At 60.3% G+C, this 19,814-nt stretch carries 16 protein-coding genes, 4 tRNA genes and 1 pseudogene; 10 read left to right on the top strand and 11 right to left on the bottom strand.

From position 1 onward, the window contains the following. Positions 1 to 43: 43 nt before the first annotated feature. The 5 genes from M2401_RS05105 to M2401_RS05085 form a co-directional block, all read right to left on the bottom strand. Entirely contained in the window at positions 44 to 715 is a 672-nt protein-coding gene (locus M2401_RS05105; protein WP_259100444.1) for an amino acid ABC transporter permease, read from the bottom strand. Next, positions 712 to 1,371 (bottom strand): amino acid ABC transporter permease, encoded by a 660-nt coding sequence (locus M2401_RS05100; RefSeq protein ID WP_259100443.1) that lies wholly within the window; start codon positions 1,369 to 1,371, stop codon positions 712 to 714. Before M2401_RS05100 ends, M2401_RS05105 begins: the two co-directional genes overlap by 4 nt. A 68-nt stretch (positions 1,372 to 1,439) precedes the next feature. After that, positions 1,440 to 2,279: a transporter substrate-binding domain-containing protein gene (locus M2401_RS05095; protein ID WP_259100442.1), complete on the bottom strand. Its 840-nt coding sequence runs from the start codon at positions 2,277 to 2,279 to the stop codon at positions 1,440 to 1,442. 147 nt (positions 2,280 to 2,426) lie between these two features. Beyond that, positions 2,427 to 3,803: an FAD-binding oxidoreductase gene (locus M2401_RS05090; RefSeq protein WP_259100441.1), complete on the bottom strand. Its 1,377-nt coding sequence runs from the start codon at positions 3,801 to 3,803 to the stop codon at positions 2,427 to 2,429. Between the two features lie 4 nt (positions 3,804 to 3,807). Continuing rightward, positions 3,808 to 4,989 carry an alpha-hydroxy acid oxidase gene (locus M2401_RS05085; protein WP_259100440.1) on the bottom strand — a complete coding sequence of 394 codons (1,182 nt, stop codon included), beginning with the start codon at positions 4,987 to 4,989 and terminating at the stop codon, positions 3,808 to 3,810. Positions 4,990 to 5,310: 321 nt separating this feature from the next. Here M2401_RS05085 and M2401_RS05080 point away from each other — a divergent pair, with 321 nt between their 5' ends. After that, positions 5,311 to 6,273: an isopenicillin N synthase family oxygenase gene (locus tag M2401_RS05080; protein ID WP_259100439.1), complete on the top strand. Its 963-nt coding sequence runs from the start codon at positions 5,311 to 5,313 to the stop codon at positions 6,271 to 6,273. 37 nt (positions 6,274 to 6,310) lie between these two features. Here the strand turns inward: M2401_RS05080 and M2401_RS05075 are convergent, their stop codons facing one another. From M2401_RS05075 to M2401_RS05060, 4 genes and pseudogenes are all read right to left on the bottom strand, one after another. Continuing rightward, complete coding sequence (locus tag M2401_RS05075) at positions 6,311 to 7,150, bottom strand: hypothetical protein (RefSeq protein ID WP_259100438.1); 840 nt, start codon at positions 7,148 to 7,150, stop codon at positions 6,311 to 6,313. 246 nt (positions 7,151 to 7,396) lie between these two features. Then, the gene (locus M2401_RS05070) at positions 7,397 to 7,747 is read right to left on the bottom strand and encodes a hypothetical protein (RefSeq protein ID WP_259100437.1); all 351 of its coding nucleotides are present in this window, start codon (positions 7,745 to 7,747) and stop codon (positions 7,397 to 7,399) included. Between the two features lie 249 nt (positions 7,748 to 7,996). Next, positions 7,997 to 8,188, bottom strand: a pseudogene (locus tag M2401_RS05065) (helix-turn-helix domain-containing protein); the annotation flags it as partial. 430 nt (positions 8,189 to 8,618) lie between these two features. After that, positions 8,619 to 9,815, bottom strand: a complete 1,197-nt coding sequence (locus tag M2401_RS05060) for an amino acid aminotransferase (protein WP_259100433.1) — start codon at positions 9,813 to 9,815, stop codon at positions 8,619 to 8,621. A gap of 356 nt (positions 9,816 to 10,171) precedes the next feature. Here M2401_RS05060 and uvrB point away from each other — a divergent pair, with 356 nt between their 5' ends. Then, positions 10,172 to 12,187 carry an excinuclease ABC subunit UvrB gene (gene uvrB / locus M2401_RS05055; RefSeq protein ID WP_259100431.1) on the top strand — a complete coding sequence of 672 codons (2,016 nt, stop codon included), beginning with the start codon at positions 10,172 to 10,174 and terminating at the stop codon, positions 12,185 to 12,187. Between the two features lie 150 nt (positions 12,188 to 12,337). On the opposite strand, the gene M2401_RS05050 is transcribed toward uvrB, so the two are convergent. Beyond that, entirely contained in the window at positions 12,338 to 13,828 is a 1,491-nt protein-coding gene (locus M2401_RS05050) for a DHA2 family efflux MFS transporter permease subunit (protein WP_259100825.1), read from the bottom strand. 49 nt (positions 13,829 to 13,877) lie between these two features. Continuing rightward, positions 13,878 to 14,933, bottom strand: a complete 1,056-nt coding sequence (locus M2401_RS05045; protein ID WP_259100429.1) for an HlyD family secretion protein — start codon at positions 14,931 to 14,933, stop codon at positions 13,878 to 13,880. Between the two features lie 251 nt (positions 14,934 to 15,184). Here M2401_RS05045 and gltX point away from each other — a divergent pair, with 251 nt between their 5' ends. The 8 genes from gltX to M2401_RS05005 all read left to right on the top strand — a co-directional run bounded on the left by gltX (position 15,185) and on the right by M2401_RS05005 (position 19,776). Then, positions 15,185 to 16,666, top strand: coding sequence for a glutamate--tRNA ligase (gene gltX / locus M2401_RS05040; protein WP_259100427.1), 1,482 nt, complete (start codon positions 15,185 to 15,187; stop codon positions 16,664 to 16,666). 235 nt (positions 16,667 to 16,901) lie between these two features. Further along, a tRNA-Ala gene (locus M2401_RS05035) sits at positions 16,902 to 16,977 on the top strand. 92 nt (positions 16,978 to 17,069) lie between these two features. After that, a tRNA-Glu gene (locus tag M2401_RS05030) sits at positions 17,070 to 17,145 on the top strand. Positions 17,146 to 17,198: 53 nt separating this feature from the next. Next, positions 17,199 to 17,274, top strand: a tRNA-Ala gene (locus tag M2401_RS05025). A 45-nt stretch (positions 17,275 to 17,319) separates the two neighbouring features. Further along, positions 17,320 to 17,395, top strand: a tRNA-Glu gene (locus M2401_RS05020). Between the two features lie 210 nt (positions 17,396 to 17,605). Then, positions 17,606 to 18,145 (top strand): TetR/AcrR family transcriptional regulator, encoded by a 540-nt coding sequence (locus M2401_RS05015; protein WP_259100426.1) that lies wholly within the window; start codon positions 17,606 to 17,608, stop codon positions 18,143 to 18,145. Between the two features lie 193 nt (positions 18,146 to 18,338). Continuing rightward, complete coding sequence (locus M2401_RS05010) at positions 18,339 to 18,788, top strand: thioesterase family protein (protein WP_259100425.1); 450 nt, start codon at positions 18,339 to 18,341, stop codon at positions 18,786 to 18,788. Between the two features lie 28 nt (positions 18,789 to 18,816). After that, a complete protein-coding gene (locus tag M2401_RS05005) occupies positions 18,817 to 19,776 on the top strand; it encodes a tRNA-dihydrouridine synthase (RefSeq protein ID WP_259100424.1) in 960 nt (319 codons plus the stop codon). Positions 19,777 to 19,814 lie beyond the last annotated feature (38 nt).

Genomic DNA, 19,814 nt, shown 5'->3' with positions numbered 1-19,814 from the left:
GCTCACAGGCACCGGCCGGGAAATGGTTTGGATACTGCTCATCTCAGTGCGCCTGCCGGTTCATGAAGCGGCCGACGCGTTTTTCCAGGAACATGCCCAGCCGCGAGCACGCCTCGACCAGCAGCAGATAGCCGACGCACAGGGCTAGCAGGGTTTCGACGAAGGCAAAGGTTTCCGAGCCGATGCCGGTCATGACCATGGTCAGTTCCGGGATGGTGATGATCGACAGCACGGCGGTTTCCTTGCACAGCACGGTCACCATGTTGACTAGGGCGGGCAGGATCAGCACCAGCATCTGCGGCACCTGAATGCGCAGGATCGCCTGCATCGGCGTGATGCCCAGGCATTGCGCGGCTTCCAGCTGGCCACGGGGGATCGACTCGAAGCCGCCGCGGAAGATTTCGGCGAAATACACGCTGCCATACACGCCCAGGCCGAGAATCCCGGCGGGAATCGGCTCCAGGCTCAGGCCGAAGGCCGGGCCGCCGTAGTAGAGCAAAAACAGCTGGACCAGAAACGGCGTACTGCGGATCACCTCGATAAACACCCGCAACGGCGCGCGGATGAAGCTGTTACCGAAAAACTGGGCGACGGCGATCAGCATGCCCAGTGCCAGGCCCAACGCCACGCCGCTGCTCCAGGTGCCGAGGGTGACGAGAAAGCCCGAGCCGATATCGCCAAGGTGGTCGGTGATGATTTTCGGGTCGAAGATCATGCGCTTTTCTCCTTCATGCGCCGTTCCAGCACCCCGCCGAAGAAGGCCAGCGGGATATTGATCAGGCAGTAGAAGCCCGCGAGCATGAGGTAGTCCTGTACGAACATGTAGTCACTGGCCGCCAGGTTCTGCGCGGTGCGGGTCAGGTCGGCCAGGCCCACCACCGAAACCAGGGACGAGGCCTTGATCAGCAGGATCATCTCGTTGATCAGCGCGGGCAGGGTCAGGCGCACGGCCTGGGGCACGCGGATGCGCAGCAGCATCTGCCCGGCGCTCAGGCCCAGCAGGCCGGCTGCTTCCAGCTGGCCGCCGGGGATGGCGAGGAAGCCGCCGCGCATGATCTCGGCGATATAGGCCCCGGCCGCCAGGGACAGGCCGGTAATGGCCGCCACCTCCGGGGACACGTTGGGCAGGCCGATACGCGGCAGGAAGTAGTAGATCAACAGCAGTTGCACCAGCAGCGGAATGCCGCGGAACACGAAAATGTAGGCCCCGCCCAGACGTCTGAGCAGTGGCGAAGGTGACAGCCGCAGGCTGCCCACCAGTATGCCGATGACAAAACCGCACACCAGGGCCGCCACCGAGACCTTGAGGGTCACCAGCAAGGCGTCGACCAACAGCGGCAGGTTTTGCAGCAGCAAGGGCCAATCGAACATGGGGTTACTCCAGCATCGACCGACAGCGGCCCAGGGCCAGGCGCTGCCGATCGAGGGTCAAGGCTTGCTTACCAGGTCGGGGTGAAGTCAGCTTTCGGCACGTCCATTTCGGCGCCCAGGTATTTCTTCTGCAGGGCGGCGAGGCGGCCGTCGGCGTGCATTTTCAGCATGGCGGCGTCCAGGGCGGCGATCAGGCTGTCGGCATCGGCGTCCTTGCGGCCCAGGTAGGCGAAGTAGGATTTCTTGCCGAATGGCGGCTCGACCACGCGGTACAGGTTGCTCTTCTGGCTGGCGACGAAGGAGATGTTCGGCAGCGAGTTGGCCACGGCGACGATGCGCTTGGCCGCGAGGTCGGCGTAGGCCTGGTTGTTGTCGACGTATTCCTTGATGGTGACTTCTTTGGGCAGGGTCTTGGCGAAGGCTTTCAGTTCTTCCAATTGCGCCGAGCCTTTGCCTGCGCCGACGGTCTTGCCGGAGATGTCTTCAGGCTTCTTGATGCTGTCGTCCTTGGCGCCGACCATCAGCGAGACGGTGGCTTCGGCCACGGGCAGGACGAAGTGGTAGCGTTCCTGGCGCGCCTTGGTTTCGATGATCGGGCCGGCGACCACGTCGAATTTCTTCGCTTCCAGGCCAGGCAGCACGCTCGGCCATGGCAGGTCGAGGAACTTGATCTTGACCCCCAGTTCCTTGCCCAGCTGTTCGAACAGCTCGGCGTTCAGGCCCTTCTGCTTGCCTGCTTCAAGGTAGTCGAACGGCGCGAACTGCATTTCAGTGCCCACCACCAGCTCACCGGCTTTCTTCACATCGGCCAACTGATCGGCATGGGCCGCCAGCGGCAGGATCGCCATGGCCACGGCGATACTCAGGCTTTTGACAGCTTTGGTACTGAACAGGGAATCGAGTTGCATATGCGGTAACTCCTTCGTCTCAGTGAGGCTCAAATTGTGTGGGGGTCATGCCTGTTGAAGCTGGATTTGACTCGCAAGGATTCTTCTGGCGGGTGATATGAAGCAGTTAGCGTGCCATACCGGTATATACAAGCTGGGCTTTTGCCATCAACCGAGGATTTTCCCCGGATTGAGAATGCCCTTGGGGTCGAAGCTGGCCTTGAGTTGACGCATCACCGCCAGTGCCTCGGCGCTCACCGAATGGTGCAGGAACTCGCGTTTGAGCAGGCCGATGCCATGTTCAGCCGACACCGCACCGCCCAGTTCACCTACGGCGGTATAGACCAGTTCTTCGATTTCCAGGATCGGTGCCGGTTGCGGCAGGCTGTTGCAGTCCACGGTCAGGTGCAGGTTGCTGTCACCGATGTGGCCGAAATACACACTGTGGTTGCCCGGCCAGCGCTGATCCAGGCGCTGGCGACACATCTGCGCGAAGTCACCGATCTGGCCGATGGGCAGGCTGATATCGAAGTTCAACGGGGCCAGGCGCACCGGGAACTCGCCGGTGGCTTCGCGGATTTTCCACAGGGCCCGGGCCTGGGTATGGGAGGCGGCGAGGATGGCGTCGGCCACTTCCCCGGCCTGCATGGCGGCTTCCACAGTCTGCTCCAGGGCCTGGCGGCTGCCGGCGCACTCGAGCAGCACATACAGCGGGTATTCGTCGGGCATCGGTGCCACGGGGTTTTCCAGCCAGGACACGCCCATGCGGAAGAAGTCCTGCCACATCAGCTCGTAGGCCTGAGGCGTGCCAACGTCGCGCTGCACCCGGCGCAGCAGGCTTACCGCGCTGGCGTAGTCGGGCAGGGCGCAGAGCAGGGTAGTGGTCTCGCCGGGTTGCGGGGCCAGCTTCAAAACGGCGCGGGTAATCACTCCAAGAGTGCCTTCGCTGCCGATGAAGCACTGTTTCAGGTCATAGCCGCAGTTGTTCTTGATCATCTTGTTCATCAGGTTCAACACCCGGCCATCGGCCAGGACCACTTCCAGGCCCAGCACCAGCTCGCGGGTCATGCCATAGCGAATCACCGCGTTGCCACCGGCGTTGGTGGCGATGTTACCGCCGATCTGACAGGAACCTCGGGCGCCCAGGTCCAAGGGAAAGAGGAAGCCTGCGCCACTGGCGGCCTGTTGAATCTCCTGCAACGTAGTACCGGCCCAGACACTGATGGTCGCGGCGGCGGCGTCGATTTCCTCGATGCCGTGCAGGCGTTCCACGGACAAGGCGATATCCGCTGTCGTGGGAATGGCACCCCCGGCCAGCCCAGTCATCCCGCCTTGCGGCACCACCGATTGCCCGGCGTCGTTGCAGATACGCAGGGCGATGCTGACCTGCTCGGTGGTGCGGGGCAGCAACAGGGCGGCGGCGCAGGCCGGCGCGTGACCGGTCCAGTCGCTGTAATGCCGTTGGCCGATGGCCTCGCCGGTCAGCACCTGGGCGTCACCCAGGGCGGCGCGCAATTGGTCGAGGGTCTGTTGCAGATCGCTCATCGATTCAGCTCACGGTCAAAGAAGTAGAAAAGTCGGCACGCAAGGCATCCAGCTGCGGCTGGCCGAGCAAGGACAGCGCCAGGCGCAACTCGTTGGCCAGCAGGTCCAGGGCATGCCCGGCTCCGGCCTCGCCACCGACGGTGACGCCATACAGGGTCGCCCGGCCAAGCAACACGCCGTCGGCGCCCAATGCGCAAGCCTTGAGGATATCCGTACCGCGACGGATACCGCCATCCAAAAGCAGGCTCAGCTTGCCTTTGGCCACGGCAGCGATGGCGGGCAGGCAGTCGACAGTGGCCGGAACCCCGTCGAGTTGGCGGCCGCCATGGTTGCTGATCACGATGCCATCGAGACCGAGGTTCACGGCCTTTTCCGCGTCTGCCGGGTGCAGTACGCCCTTGAGCAACAGTTTGTGCGGCCAGCGCTCACGCAGGCGGGCCAGTGCGTCCCAATCCAGCGCGGTGTCCATTTGCGCACCAATAAAGTGCGCAGCGCCCGCCGCAGTGCGTTGATTCTTCGGCAGGTAGCGCTCGACATTGGCGACCCCCGGCATGCCCTGGGGCCACAGCGCCTGCCGCAGCCAGCGCGGATGGCATAGCACATCGAACTTGTTGCGCAGGCTCAACTGGCGGGGGCGGACGAAGTTACGCCTGTCCCACTCGCGATTGCCGAGCAACACTGCGTCACTGGTCAACAGCAGCGTCGTGCAGCCCACGGCGCTGGCGCGTTGCAACAGGTCTTCCTGAACCTTGGGGTCGCGCAGGCAATACAACTGGAACCACAGATTGACCTCGGGCACCGCAGCGACCACTTGTTCCAGAGAACTGGTGGACACGGTGCTCAAGGTAAACGGCAGGCCCCTCGCGGTAGCGGCCCGGGCCAGATGAATGTCGGCGTCGCGATGGAGCATGGCGTTGTAGCCGGTGGGGCCGATGGCCATGGGCAGCGGCAGATCCTGATTGAGCAGGGTGCGGCGGGTGTCCACGCCGGTACAGGGCACCAGAGTGCGCGGCAGCAGGCGGATATTGGCAAAGGCCTGGCGATTGCGCGTGAGGGTTATTTCTTCTTCGGCGCCACCGGCCAGGTATTCCCAGGCGAAATTCGGCAACCGTCGCTGCGCCATGGCTGCCAGTTCAGCGATGCTATGGGCGTGGCGAAAGTCGGGGCCTGGGTGGTAGCGGCGCATTGAGTATCCTTGATTGGATTGAATTGAAATTCTGCAGTCTCTGTCACCGCGCTGTTACTAACAAACACCGCACAGTGTGGGAGCGAATTCATTCGCGAAGAGGCCAGTACAGTCGATGCATCTCGTTGTCTGAAACACCGCTTTCGCGAATAAATTCGCTCCTACAAAATCTCATTCCAGATCATGAGGTTGAGCGGTGTCTGATAAGCGTGAGCCCGTTCAGGCATCTCATCCCCAGCAAGCGGCATGCCGTAAAACAAGGCGGCACAGGAAATGCTTGTGCCTGTATAGACCACTTGCTTTAACCCTTCAGGAGTCAGCATGACCGCCAGCGCAAATCTGCCCTTGATTGATATGACCGGTGTCCGGGAGGGAAATCCGGCCAGTATCCAGCGAGTCGGCGAGGCCATCCGCCTCGCCTGCTGTGAGACTGGCTTCTTCTATATCGTCAATCACGGCGTGCCCCAGGCGGTGATTGATCGGGCCATGGCGGCGGCCAGGCGCTTTTTCGCGCACCCTGTTGAAACCAAGCGTCAGGTGGCGGTGAACAAGCGCCATCGCGGCTGGCATGCACTTGGCGGCGCCCTGATGTACGAAGCGACCAAGCCCGATCACAAGGAGTTCTTCAGCATGGGCCTGGAGCTGCCCGAAGACGATCCGGCCGTATTGGCGGGGGAGGCGTTGCGTGGGCCGAATCAGTGGCCGGACTTCATGCCCGAACTGCGTGAGGCACTGGAGCTGTACTACAGCGAAATCGGCAAGGCCGGTGCTGACCTGCTGCAAGCGGTAGCGGTGGGGCTGGGTATCGAGCAGGATTTCTTCGTCAGCAAATACACCAAGCGCCTGCAGCGCACGCAGATGGTCTATTACCCGCCGCACCCGCCGACCGCCGAAGCCGACCAGTTCGGAGTCGCGCCCCATACCGACTACGGCTGCATCACCTTGCTCTATCAGGACGACAGCGGTGGTTTACAGGTGCGCGAACTGGCCAGTAACCGCTGGATTGACGCGACGCCCATCCCTGGCAGCCTGGTGGTCAATGTCGGCGACCTGCTGGCGCGCTGGTCCAACGATCGTTTTCGTTCGACCCTGCACCGGGTGATCAACAAGTCCGGGCACGAGCGCTATTCCATCGCGACGTTTTATGACCCGACCTATGGTGCGGTCGTCGATCCCTGCGATCTGGGTATAGACGCCGCCGACAGCCAATATCCGGCGGTAGCGGCGGGGGATTACATTCTCAAGCGTATCGATGACTCCATGGCTTATCGCAAGAAAGCCTGAGTGAATAGGGGGCCGTAGTACGGGCCCTTATTCAGGTTTACTGGGTTCTTGGTGTCTTCATGGCTTTATGGCTGGTGCGTCGCGCCCGTCGCTGATTGAACTTCAAGATAAGTTTGGTCACGGCGCTGCCTTCATGGGGGTCGCCAAAGTGGAAAATCGCCGTGGCTCTTTTTATATCGGGGCTGCAGGGCTTATTGGCATGCAAGGAACGGTAGCCCCAGAAGATATACAAGTTGCCCGGCTTGAGTTGCAGTTGTCTGGGTTTGAGCAGTTTATGCTTGATCATAGCGTTGAGCAGCTTGCGACTGAATGAATTTTGCAGCAGCATCTTTTCAATCAGGTTGAACAACACCATGCCTCGGGTTTTTCTGATATTGGCAAAGACCATCAGGTCACCGCGCTCTTCGCCCTCAGACGGGATAATGATCGGGATCAATAAGGTCACCAGACTGGCGTCGTAGTGGAAACAGCCCGACTCACGTTCGCCCTGATTGCCTTGCACGCAGCGCAGGACCGGCCAGATGGTATCGCTGGCGGGTTTGCGGCCGGCCGCATGTTCATAGAGCCGGGACAACATCTGTACCAGGTTCGGGTTGTCCCAGAGCTTTGCCAGCAGACTCCTGTTAAGCAGGTCCTTGCCATGCAGGGCAAAATATTCCCCTTGGTAACGTTGGGCGCTGGTATCGGCAAACGCCACCAGTTCATTCAGTTCGTTGGCAGTAATGACATTTTCCAGGCAGGCAAAGCCCTGGTTATCAATGTCCTGGATGATGTTGCCCAGATCGCTCTGTCTGTTAAGGGGGTAAAAATCTCTGGCGGATAATCCGCTGTCTGGCGGGAGGGTCATTGCTTGAGAATTGATTGCCAAGTCTTCCATGTCTCGAACCTCAATAGTGGGCAAGATCAAGTGTGAGTCTTTATTGGCAGGGTTGTTTAAAGAGGGCGCGGCGTCAATGGCTATCGAGCAAAAAATACGGTATTAGACGGGCGGGTAACAGGACTGTTTCAATACTGAGAAAAGCCGATGTTTCTCTATTGCGATAATGTTCGGCGTGCGTTTTCTGGCGTCAGAAAAGACGGGCAGGTACCGGGCTGCCAAAAGCAGAAACTATTGCGCGAGAGGCTAATGGTCTCTTTTGTTTAATAACGCTACTTGAGTGAATTCCTCCAGGGAGTTCTGTCTCCAGTTCTTCGGATCGTTGATGTAGTGGTTGAGCATCCAGAATATACTGGTGGCCTGTTCGTCCTCGGCGTGTTCGGCAATCTCGAAGCCCATGTAACGCAGCACTTGGGCGGTGCTCATGCATTCATAGCTGGGCCTGCCGAGAATAAAACGGAGGTCTTTGGTCAGCTCCATATTTGGAGATTTCATAATGGTCTTTTGCAACTCCTCCAGCGTCGATGGAGCAAACGAGTTGACGTCTTCTCGCAGAATCCTTTCAATCAGCTCCCTGGGAAATAATACATACTTCATTTCTTCTCCCGACAACCTGTGCGCCTGCGTTTTTTATTAGAAGCCTGCTCGCCGCGTTAGTTCAGCACTTCAGCGGTCATTCGTCAGATCACGCACCATAACTATACATTCGAATGGATTGGTTTTTTCTATGCAAAGTACGTATTAGATGAACGGCACGGACTTGTTGCCGTAGAGGACGGCAGGAGGGCGTCGCTAGGGGTGCCAGCGATGTAAAAGGCTTTCGTGGATGCGTGGTTCGCTACTTATCCCGACTAACACATAAACGACATCGACGCCGACGCTGTGTACCATCGCCAGGTAATCGGCACGGGGCAGGCGAAGACCCTGTTCATAGTGGCCCTGGGCATTAGTCTTGACGCCACCTATCTCCGCAAGCGCTCGCTGGGAGAGACCAAGCCTGCAGCGTTCGGACCTTAAGCGAGCACCGAGCGTAACCATGGTCATCGTTACCTGTAGTTATTTTATCGAGGGGCGAAAAGTACAACTAAAGCACAGCCAGAGACTGCTTGATGATTGCTGCACCCGGTTTTTCCGGTTGGATGTCAATGTGCCACCCTCTACTTGAATGGTCAAATAAATCGGAAGGTCAGACAATACCGAGGTGATTGTGTGTGATCCAATACATAGTGGTTGGAAATATTTTGTTCTTGCAGGATTTTGAAAAGGCCTGAATGTTGTTAGTTATTAAAGGGTTGTGCATTTGGCGCGGGTACTTGTATGGCGTGTTGTGAGTATGATGGGTTTTCGTTAGTTTTATTGGATCCAATTTTGGAAATAGAGGATTTTTAGAACTCGCCGCAGCAACCGTGCTCATAAAAAAGGGGAAGCCAATTTTCATCGACTTCCCCTTTTTGTCCATCCGTACCGCTTAGATCACCTGAATGATCGCCTTGGTCACGACGTCGATATTACTGTTGTTCAGCGCGGCAACGCAGATACGGCCGGTGTCGAGTGCGTAGATGCCGAACTCGTCACGCAGGCGGTGGACCTGGGCGGTGGTCAGGCCGGAGTAGGAGAACATGCCGCACTGACGGCCGACAAAGCTGAAGTCCTGGCCTTTCGGGTTGTTCGCCAGGCGCTCAACCATGGCTTCACGCATGGCCTTGATGCGGGTGCGCATCTCGCCCAGCTCGGCTTCCCAGGTGGCACGCAGCTCAGGGCTGTTGAGCACGGCGGCGACGATGGTCGCACCGTGGGTCGGCGGATTGGAGTAGTTGGTGCGGATCACGCGCTTGACCTGGGACAGCACGCGGCCGGTCTCTTCCTTCGAGGCGGTAATGATCGACAGGGCGCCGACACGTTCGCCGTACAGCGAGAAGGATTTGGAGAACGAGCTGGAGGCGAAGAAGGTCAGGCCGGAGTCGGCGAACAGGCGCACGGCGGCGGCGTCTTCGTCGATGCCATCGCCAAAGCCCTGGTAGGCCATGTCGAGGAACGGCACATGGCCCTTGGCCTTGACCACTTCCAGGACCTTTTTCCAGTCGGAGGCGGTCAGGTCGACGCCGGTCGGGTTATGGCAGCAGGCGTGCAGCACGACGATGGAGCCGTCCGGCAGGTTCTGCAGGTCGGCGAGCATGCCGGCGCGGTCCACGTCGTGGCTGGCGGCATCGTAGTAGCGGTAGTTCTGCACCGGGAAACCGGCGGTTTCGAACAGCGCGCGGTGGTTTTCCCAGCTTGGGTCGCTGATGGCGACGACGGCATCAGGACGCAGTTGCTTGAGGAAGTCTGCACCGATCTTCAGTGCGCCAGTGCCGCCCACCGCCTGGGTAGTCAGCACGCGACCGGCAGCGATCAGCGGCGAGTCAGCGCCCAGCAGCAGTTTTTGCACGGCCAGGTCGTAGGCCGCGATGCCGTCGATCGGCAGGTAGCCACGGGGTGCGTGTTGAGCGACGCGAATCTTCTCGGCTTCGGCAACGGCGCGCAGCAGCGGGATTTTCCCGGCTTCGTCACAGTAAACGCCAACGCCAAGGTTGACCTTGGTTGTTCGGGTGTCAGCGTTGAATGCTTCGTTAAGGCCAAGGATAGGATCGCGAGGTGCCATTTCGACAGCGGAGAACAGGCTCATTTTGCGGCGGCTCTGAGTGGGGGAGTGAAGGGGTGCAACGCTCCGGCCGAATGCACTAGAGCGGTGCGCAAACGGGGACCTAGTATAGAGAGCATCGGCGGTGGGGGCGACAGGGTAGAGGGCGTTTTTTCAGGGTTTTTCGGTTTATTTGTCGATCACTGGGCAGATTGCGCCGCAGCTTTCGATCAACGGGTGCAATGCGTCGCTTGAAAGGTGAACATGACGGCACCATTTGTAGTCCACCACACTCCCATCTTGTAAGCCTGCTCCCCATGAGGAGCCGAGGCGACGGAGTGGTCATCTCGTTTTCCTACGTCCTTCGACGGCGTTTGCGGCGACGAAAAAAGAGGTCCGTTATGTCCGAGTTTCAACTGGTAACCCGTTTCCAGCCTGCCGGTGATCAGCCGGAAGCCATTCGCCTGATGGTCGAGGGGATCGAGGCCGGGTTGTCGCACCAGACCCTGCTCGGCGTGACCGGCTCGGGCAAGACCTTCAGCATCGCCAACGTCATTGCCCAGGTGCAGCGCCCGACCCTGGTACTGGCGCCAAACAAAACCCTGGCTGCTCAGTTGTACGGCGAGTTCAAGGCGTTCTTCCCCAACAACGCCGTCGAATACTTCGTCTCTTATTACGACTACTACCAGCCCGAAGCCTATGTGCCGTCGTCGGACACCTTTATCGAGAAGGATGCCTCGATCAACGACCATATCGAGCAGATGCGCCTGTCGGCGACCAAGGCGCTGCTGGAGCGCAAGGACGCCATCATCGTCACCACGGTGTCGTGCATCTACGGTCTGGGCAGCCCCGAAACCTATTTGAAGATGGTCCTGCACGTCGATCGCGGCGACAAGCTCGACCAGCGGGCGCTGCTGCGCCGTCTGGCGGACCTGCAATACACCCGTAACGACATGGACTTTGCCCGGGCAACCTTTCGTGTACGGGGTGATGTCATTGATATCTACCCGGCGGAATCGGATCTGGAAGCGATCCGCATCGAGCTGTTCGACGACGAGGTGGAAAGCCTCTCGGCCTTCGACCCGCTGACCGGGGAAGTCATCCGCAAGCTGCCGCGCTTTACCTTCTACCCCAAGAGCCACTACGTGACGCCGCGGGAAACCCTGCTCGACGCCATGGAGGGGATCAAGGTGGAGTTGCAGGAGCGCCTGGAGTACCTGCGCGGGCAGAATAAACTGGTCGAGGCCCAACGTCTGGAGCAGCGCACCCGCTTCGATCTGGAGATGATCCTCGAGCTGGGCTACTGCAACGGCATCGAAAACTACTCGCGCTACCTGTCTGGCCGCCCGGCCGGGGCGCCGCCGCCAACGCTTTACGATTACCTGCCGCCGGATGCCTTGCTGGTTATCGACGAATCCCACGTCAGCGTGCCCCAGGTCGGCGCCATGTATAAGGGCGACCGCTCCCGTAAGGAGACCCTGGTGGAGTACGGCTTCCGCCTGCCGTCGGCACTGGATAACCGGCCCATGCGTTTCGACGAGTGGGAGGCGGTCAGCCCGCAGACCATTTTCGTCTCGGCGACCCCCGGCAATTACGAGGGTGAACACGCCGGGCGCACGGTGGAGCAGGTGGTGCGGCCTACCGGCCTGGTCGACCCGCAGATCGAAATCCGGCCGGCCCTGACCCAGGTCGATGACCTGCTGTCGGAGATCCGCAAGCGCGTGGCCCTGGAAGAGCGTGTGCTGGTTACCACCCTGACCAAGCGCATGTCCGAAGACCTCACCGATTACCTGGCCGACCACGACGTGCGCGTGCGCTATCTACACTCGGACATCGATACCGTGGAACGGGTGGAAATCATCCGCGACCTGCGCCTGGGCACTTTTGATGTGTTGGTGGGGATCAACCTGCTGCGCGAAGGCCTGGATATGCCCGAGGTGTCCCTGGTGGCGATTCTCGATGCCGACAAGGAAGGCTTCCTGCGTTCCGAGCGCTCGCTGATCCAGACCATTGGCCGCGCGGCGCGTAACCTTAATGGCCGGGCGATCCTGTACGCCGACCGCATCACCGGCTCCATGGAGCGGGCGATTGGCGAAACCGAACGCCGTCGTGACAAGCAGATCGCCTTTAACACCGCCAACGGCATCATCCCCAAGGGGGTGTTCAAGGACGTTGCCGACATCATGGAAGGCGCCACCGTCCCCGGCTCCAACAGCCGCAAGCGCAAAGGCATGGCCAAGGCCGCCGAGGAACAGGCTCGCTACGAGAACGAACTGCGCTCACCGAGCGAGATCACCAAGCGTATCCGCCAGCTGGAAGAGAAGATGTACCAACTGGCCCGGGACCTGGAGTTCGAAGCAGCGGCGCAGACCCGGGACGAGATCAGCAAATTGCGCGAGCGGTTGTTGGCGGTCTAGGTTCGCTGGGGTTTGCGCCGGGTGCGAATTATCGGAGTGTTGTGGGAGCGAATTCATTCGCGAAGACGGTAATCCACGCGAAGGGATGCAATGGCTTTACCGGCCTCTTCGCGGATGAATCCGCTCCCACAGGGGCAATCCCCATTTGCTTTAATGTCCGGCGGTGCCCTTGGCGCCCGACGGCAACGCCTTGGTCAACAACACCGCAAACATGCTGATCCCCAGCGTCAAGCCAACAAAATGAAAGGCATCGTTATAGGCCATGATCGATGCCTGTTCGTGGACGATCTGGCTCAATCTGCCCAGTGCTGCCGTGTCGTTGCCCAGGCGCTCGCCGAGCTGAGACAGGCGTTCGGCCACTTGCGGGTTGGACGGCACGATGGATTCGCGCAAGTAGTCGAAATAGGTCTTGGTCCGGGCATCCAGTAGCGTCGCCAACAGGGCGATGCCGATGGCGCCGCCGAGGTTGCGCAGGATGTTGAACAGGCTCGAGGCGGAGCCGGCGTCCTGGGCCTGGATATAGGTGGTGGCGATCAGCGAGATGGTCACCATGATCAACGGTTGGCCCAGCGCCCGGACCAGTTGGATATGGTTGAACTGCGTTCCGGCGAAATCCAGGTTGAGCACCCCGGAAGCGAAGCTGGCAAAGCCGAACAGAGCAAAACCCAGGGCGCACAGCAGTTTGGGCGGCACGAATTTCATCAATTGCGGCACCAGGGGGATCAGGAACAGCTGCGGCACGCCCATCCACATGATCACTTCGCCGATCTGCTGGGCGTTGTAGCCCTGAATCTGCGCCAGGTACAGCGGCAGCAGGTAGATCGAGCCATACAGGCCCACGCCCATGCCGACGCTGGCGATGCTCGACAGACCGAAGTTGCGCGTGCCGAGGATGCGCAGGTTGATCAGCGGCTTGTCCCTGGACAGCTGGATGATCACGAAGGCGATCAGGCAGAGCAGGGCGGTGCTGCCCAGGGTGACGATCAGGTCGGATTCCAGCCAGTCCTTGCGGTGACCTTCTTCGAGAAACACTTGCAGGCAGCCCAGGCCCACGCCGAGGGTGACGATCCCCGCATAGTCGGTGCTTTTCAGTAGCTCCCAGTGCGGTGCCTTTTTCTCCAGGCCATAGAGCAACCCGGCAATCATCAACAGGCCGGGCGGTACGTTGATATAGAAGATGTATTCCCAGCCGAAGTTTTCCGTCAGCCAGCCGCCGAGGGTGGGGCCGATGGAGGGTGCGAAGGTGGCGGTCATGGCGAACAGGGCCATGCCCTTGGCGCGATGGCGGTCCGGCAGCTTGATCAGAGTCATGGTGAAGGCCAGCGGGATCAACGCACCGCCGGTAAAACCCTGCAAGGCGCGGAACACAATCATGCTTTCCAGGCTCCAGGCCATGGAGCAGAGCAGGGAGGCGGCGAGAAATCCCAGGGACACCCACACCGCCAGGCGCCGCGCCGACAGCAGCTGCACCAGCCAGGCGGTGAGGGGGATCATGATGATTTCCGCCACCAGGTAGGAGGTGGAAATCCACGAGCCTTCTTCCAGAGTGGCCGACAGCGCACCCTGGATATCCTTGAGCGAGGAGTTGGTGATCTGGATATCCAGCACCGCCATGAAGGCGCCGAGCATGGCGCTCATCACGGCAATCCAGTCGCGTCGGCTCGGCTCGTCGACCGGCCGGATCAGTTCGTCACCGGCCACTGGCAACGTCGCGATCAGGCTTGATATTGATCTTCGCGGTCACCGACATGCCGGGGCGAATCCGCCCGCGCAGGGGGTTATCGGCGGCGAAAGTCAGCTTGACCGGAATACGCTGCACCACCTTGGTGAAGTTGCCCGTGGCGTTGTCCGGTGGCAGCAGGCTGAACTGCGCACCGGAAGCGGCGAACAGGCTGTCGATACGGCCTTTAATCGGTGTATCGGAGTAGGCGTCGAAGATCAGCTCGGCGCTTTGTCCGATCTGCATATGGCCGATCTGGGTTTCCTTGAAGTTGGCCTGAATCCAGATGTCCTCATCGGGGACGATGGATAGCAGGTAGGCACCGGCTGCGATGTATTGCCCGGTACGGGCTGCGCGCTGGCCGATCAGGCCGCTGATGGGCGCACGGATTTCACTGCGCGCAAGGTTCAGTTCGGCCTGGGCCACGTCCACCTTGGCGCTGGCAACCAGCGTATCCAGGCGCTTGACGTCGGCACTGAGGATATTGACCTGCAGGCGCTGGCTTTCGGCGTCGGCCTGGGCCTTGGTCACTTGCGAGCGGGCGATATGGCTGTCGGCGGAGAGGGTGCTGACCCGCTCTTCGGAGACGAAGCCCGGCTTGCGCAGGGCCTCGACCCTGGACAGGTCCAGTTGCGTGCGACCCAATGTCGCCTGGCTCGCCGCCACCTGGGCCTGGGCCGAGGTGATCAGGCTGGCCTGCTGCGTCAGCTTGCTCTGGGCCTGCAGACGCTCGGCCTCGCGGGTCGCCAGAGCGGCCTGGGCCCGTTCCAGGGTCAGGCGAAAATCATCGGGCTCAAGCCGCACCAGCAACTGGCCTTGCTCCACATGCTGGTTGTCCTGCACCAATACCTGCTCGACCCGCGCGCCCAACTGGCTGGAAATACGGGTGATCTCGCCCTGAACGTAGGCGTTGTCGGTGGTTTCGACGAAGCGGCCCTTGAACCACCATTGGGCGAAGAAAGCGCCGGCGATCAGCAGCACCAGAATCAGGAAGATGGACAGGCGAAGTTTGAGTTTGGCGGGCATGGCGACTCTTATTATTTTCGGAGCAGGTCCTATGGATGTAGGAACCGGCTCATTCCCAATCATGGGTATGGATATGTTTCATCTCGAAACATTAGCAGCGTTTGCGACTGGCCTATAGCTATCGTTGTCGTAATGACTGCAATTGATATTCCGGTATTCAGTGCCGCAGATGCGATTGCCCTGCGGCGCTGGAGCGGCAAGCCCCGGCCCTGTTAAGATTCACGGCTTGTTTGACCTATCCGGAATTATCCATGACCACCGTTCGCACTCGCATCGCGCCCTCGCCAACTGGCGACCCCCATGTCGGCACGGCTTATATCGCACTCTTCAACTACTGCTTCGCCAAGCAGCATGGTGGCGAGTTCATCCTGCGCATCGAGGACACCGATCAGTTGCGTTCGACCCGCGAGTCGGAGCAGCAGATTTTCGACGCCCTGCGCTGGCTGGGTATCGAGTGGAGCGAAGGCCCTGACGTCGGCGGCCCCCACGGCCCGTACCGGCAGAGCGAGCGCGGCGATATCTATCAGAAGTACGCGCAGCAACTGGTCGACCTGGGCCACGCCTTCCCTTGCTTCTGCACCGCCGAAGAGCTGGACCAGATGCGCGCCGAGCAGATGGCCCGCGGCGAAACTCCGCGCTATGACGGTCGTGCCCTGTTGCTGTCGGCCGAAGAAGTGCAGCGTCGCCTGGCTGCCGGTGAGCCTCATGTGATTCGCATGAAGGTGCCAAGCGAAGGCGTCTGCGTGGTGCCGGACATGCTGCGTGGCGAAGTCGAGATCCCGTGGGATCGCATGGACATGCAGGTGCTGATGAAGACCGATGGCCTGCCGACCTACTTCCTGGCCAACGTGGTCGACGATCACCTGATGGGCATCACCCATGTGCTGCGCGGCGAAGAGTGGCTGCCGTCGGCGCCGAAACTGATCCTGCTCTACGAATACTTCGGCTGGGACAAGCCGCAGTTGTGCTACATGCCGCTGTTGCGTAACCCGGACAAGAGCAAGCTGTCCAAGCGCAAGAACCCGACCTCGGTGACCTTCTACGAACGCATGGGCTTCATGCCCGAAGCGATGCTCAACTACCTGGGCCGCATGGGCTGGTCGATGCCGGACGAGCGCGAGAAGTTCTCCCTCGCGGAAATGGTCGAACACTTCGACCTGTCCCGCGTCTCCCTTGGCGGACCTATCTTCGATATCGAGAAGCTGTCCTGGCTCAACGGCCAGTGGCTGCGAGAGCTGCCGGTGGAAGAGTTCGCCAGCCGCCTGCAGACCTGGGCACTGAACCCCGAGTACATGATGAAGATCGCCCCGCACGTGCAGGGCAGGGTGGAGACCTTCAGCCAGGTCGCGCCGCTGGCCAGTTTCTTCTTCGCCGGTGGCGTGACCCCGGATGCCAAGCTGTTCGAGCACAAGAAGCTCTCGGGCGATCAGGTGCGTCAGGTCATGCAGTTGATCCTGTGGAAGCTGGAATCCCTGCGTCAGTGGGAAAAAGATGCGATCACCGGGTGCATTCAAGCGGTGGTTGAGCACCTGGAGCTGAAGCTGCGTGACGCCATGCCGCTGATGTTCGCTGCCATCACTGGCCAGGCCAGCTCGGTGTCGGTGCTCGATGCCATGGAGATCCTCGGCCCGGACCTGACCCGTTTCCGCCTGCGCCAGGCCATCGAGCTGCTCGGTGGTGTGTCGAAGAAAGAAAACAAGGAATGGGAAAAGCTGTTGGGTGCCATTGCCTGACGCTGAGGCGCCTGCGGATGCTTCGCGGGCAAGCCTAGCTCCTACGGTTAAATGTGTATCCGTTGGAGCGAGGCTTGCCCGCGAACAGAAGGAGGGCGCGCTGGCTGTTTCAGCCTCGGATTTGCGGGGGCTGCGGGTAAGTGATTGTTATCCCGACGAAAAACTTTAAAAAAAGTTGAAAATAAATTTGACAGACCCCGGCCTCGGCCTTAACATGCGCCCCGTCCACTGATGTGGGGCTTTAGCTCAGCTGGGAGAGCGCCTGCATGGCATGCAGGAGGTCAGCGGTTCGATCCCGCTAAGCTCCACCAAATTTAAGGTTTCAAGGTTAAGCTACACTGCCTTGAAATGTTAAGTACCAAGTGTTTCGGAACCAGCACCGAACACGGTACGCAAAAGGTTTGTCCCCTTCGTCTAGTGGCCTAGGACACCGCCCTTTCACGGCGGTAACAGGGGTTCGAGTCCCCTAGGGGACGCCAAGTTACAAGAAGCAGCGCCGCAAGGTTCTGCTCCGCCGCGAGGCGATAAATCCGGGGCTATAGCTCAGCTGGGAGAGCGCCTGCATGGCATGCAGGAGGTCAGCGGTTCGATCCCGCTTAGCTCCACCAATTTTTGCCAGGGTTCACATCAGTGAACCTGACTGAAGGTTTTGCGTCCCCTTCGTCTAGTGGCCTAGGACACCGCCCTTTCACGGCGGTAACAGGGGTTCGAGTCCCCTAGGGGACGCCACGATTTCTCGCTCTGCGAGACCAAGGGTCATTCGATTATTGAATGGCCCTTTTGTTTTTCTGGGGTTTTAATTTCCCTCTCTCCTGCCTATCCCTCTCTGAGCAATCTGCTGACTGGCCGCCAACTCGCTCCAGCGGCCGTAAATTCAAATTTTGCCTTGCCAATTGTTATGACGAATATAATATTACCCGTGTAATTTGGGAGGCAAGCATGAACGACAAGAAAGCCCAGACCCGTGAACGTATCCTCGAAGCCGCCAGTTGCGCGCTGATCAGTCGCGGCCCGGCTGACCCCAGCGTCAGCGAAATCATGGGCGCTACCGGCCTGACCGTTGGCGGCTTCTACGCGCATTTCGACAGCAAGGAAGCCTTGATGCTTGAGGCGTTCAGCAGCCTGTTGCAGCAGCGACGCAACCTGGTGGCACAGATCGACGGGCAATTGCCAGGCGATGAGCGCAGGGCGCTGGTGGCAGCGTTCTATCTGTCGCGCAAGCACCGTGATGACCCCCACAGCGCTTGCCCGCTGCCATCCATGGTCGGTGAACTGACCCGCCTGCCCGAGAGCTTCCAGAGCGTACTGTACGAGCATCTTGAACTGATGATGGCGCAATTGGCGTCGCGCCCTGAAGAGGCCGACAAGGTCCTCGCCGATGTTGCCCTGATGCTCGGCGGCATGGCCCTGGCCCGGGCGTTGGGCAGCAGCGAGCTGTCAGATCGAGTGTTGCGGGCGGCGAAGTCGGCTGTGGTCTGAGGCAATCCGTTACACTGACCTTTGATTCGGGAACGAAGTGTGGGAGTGGATTTATCCGCGAAGGCTTCAGCTCAGGTGCGGAGCATGCGTAATGTGTATGGGATTTTCGCGAATAAATTCGCTCCCACTGAATTCGCTCTCACATGAATCTGGTCCCATATAAATTCAAATGGTTTGTGTAGCGGGAGCAAGCATGGTCTGGGATTTGGCAACACCATTCGTTATCGATCTGACGGTCATGGCGCAAGATATCGATGGTCTGGGGCACGCCAATAATGCGGTGTATGTCAGCTGGCTGGAACGTTGCGCGTGGCGTCACTCCCAGCGCCTGGGCCTGGACCTGACGGTCTATCGCAATCTGGACCGGGCCATGGCCGTGGTCCGTCATGAGGTGGATTACCTGGCGGCGGCCTATGAAGGCGATGAGCTGCAACTGGCCACCTGGATCGTCGACTGGGACCAGCGCCTGCGCATGACTCGCCGCTTCCAGCTGCGCCGGGCCAGCGATGGCGTGACCCTGCTGCGGGCGCAGACCACTTTTGTCTGTATCGAACTGTCCAGCGGCAAGCCCAAACGCATGCCCGCCGAGTTTATCGAGGGCTACGGTCAGGCGATTGTTTCCAAGCCGATCACCACTGAGTAAACTGCCGGACTTTTTTCGAGTGTGACCCATGCAAATTGCTCTGGCGCCCATGGAGGGACTGGTCGACGACATCCTGCGTAATGTGCTGACGCAAGTCGGCGGCATTGACTGGTGCGTGACCGAATTCATCCGGGTGACCGAGCGCGTGATGCCGGCCAGCTATTTCTACAAGCTGGCGTCCGAGCTGCACACTGACGCCAAGACTGCCGCTGGCACACCGCTGCGCCTGCAACTGCTGGGCTCCGACCCGGTGTGCCTGGCCGAGAACGCGGCGTTTGCCTGCGAACTCGGCGCGCCGGTGCTGGACCTGAACTTCGGCTGCCCGGCCAAGACCGTCAACCGTTCCCGCGGCGGGGCGATCCTGCTCAGGGAACCGGACTTGCTGCACGATATCGTCAGCCAGGTGCGTCGGGCTGTGCCCAAGGACATTCCGGTCACCGCGAAGATGCGCCTGGGCTACGAAAACACCGACGGTGCCCTGGATTGCGCCCGGGCTCTGGCCGATGGCGGCGCGGCGCAGATCGTCGTGCACGCGCGGACCAAGGTCGATGGCTACAAGCCGCCGGCGCACTGGGAGTGGATCGGCAAAATCCAGGAAGTGGTCAAGGTGCCGGTGATCGCCAACGGCGAAATCTGGACCGTGGATGACTGGCGTCGCTGCCGGGAAATCTGTGGCGCGCGGGACATCATGATCGGTCGCGGCCTGGTGGCGCGACCTGATCTGGCCCGGCAGATTGCTGCGGCACAGGCCGGGGAAGAGGTCACGCCCATGACCTGGGCCGAGCTGCAACCGATGCTGCACACCTTCTGGCGCCGCTGCCTGGAGAAGCTCAACGAGATCCAGGCGCCGGGACGTCTCAAGCAATGGGTGGTGCTGCTGACCAAGAGCTATCCCGAAGCCGTGGTGCTGTTTGACGCGCTGCGCCGCGAGACCGATTGCACGCGTATCGGTCACTTGCTGGGTTATCGGATGCCGGAAGCGGCTTGAAAAAAATCTTCGAAAAAACGCTTGAAATACATGTGGTG

This window comes from Pseudomonas sp. JUb42, assembly GCF_024807945.1.
GTDB lineage: Bacteria > Pseudomonadota > Gammaproteobacteria > Pseudomonadales > Pseudomonadaceae > Aquipseudomonas.
The sequence above is the reverse complement of the archived record's forward strand: the minus strand, read 5'-3'. Positions and strand labels throughout refer to the sequence as shown.

Coding starts and splice junctions, on each gene's coding strand:
- M2401_RS05095 (WP_259100442.1), bottom strand. CDS start 2,279: ATGCAACTCGATTCCCTGTTCAGTACCAAAGCTGTCAAAAGCCTGAGT.
- M2401_RS05015 (WP_259100426.1), top strand. CDS start 17,606: ATGAACGACAAGAAAGCCCAGACCCGTGAACGTATCCTCGAAGCCGCC.
- M2401_RS05100 (WP_259100443.1), bottom strand. CDS start 1,371: ATGTTCGATTGGCCCTTGCTGCTGCAAAACCTGCCGCTGTTGGTCGAC.
- M2401_RS05090 (WP_259100441.1), bottom strand. CDS start 3,803: ATGAGCGATCTGCAACAGACCCTCGACCAATTGCGCGCCGCCCTGGGT.
- M2401_RS05010 (WP_259100425.1), top strand. CDS start 18,339: ATGGTCTGGGATTTGGCAACACCATTCGTTATCGATCTGACGGTCATG.
- M2401_RS05005 (WP_259100424.1), top strand. CDS start 18,817: ATGCAAATTGCTCTGGCGCCCATGGAGGGACTGGTCGACGACATCCTG.
- M2401_RS05075 (WP_259100438.1), bottom strand. CDS start 7,150: ATGGAAGACTTGGCAATCAATTCTCAAGCAATGACCCTCCCGCCAGAC.
- M2401_RS05085 (WP_259100440.1), bottom strand. CDS start 4,989: ATGCGCCGCTACCACCCAGGCCCCGACTTTCGCCACGCCCATAGCATC.
- M2401_RS05070 (WP_259100437.1), bottom strand. CDS start 7,747: ATGAAGTATGTATTATTTCCCAGGGAGCTGATTGAAAGGATTCTGCGA.
- M2401_RS05105 (WP_259100444.1), bottom strand. CDS start 715: ATGATCTTCGACCCGAAAATCATCACCGACCACCTTGGCGATATCGGC.
- M2401_RS05045 (WP_259100429.1), bottom strand. CDS start 14,933: ATGCCCGCCAAACTCAAACTTCGCCTGTCCATCTTCCTGATTCTGGTG.
- M2401_RS05080 (WP_259100439.1), top strand. CDS start 5,311: ATGACCGCCAGCGCAAATCTGCCCTTGATTGATATGACCGGTGTCCGG.
- M2401_RS05060 (WP_259100433.1), bottom strand. CDS start 9,815: ATGAGCCTGTTCTCCGCTGTCGAAATGGCACCTCGCGATCCTATCCTT.
- uvrB (WP_259100431.1), top strand. CDS start 10,172: ATGTCCGAGTTTCAACTGGTAACCCGTTTCCAGCCTGCCGGTGATCAG.
- gltX (WP_259100427.1), top strand. CDS start 15,185: ATGACCACCGTTCGCACTCGCATCGCGCCCTCGCCAACTGGCGACCCC.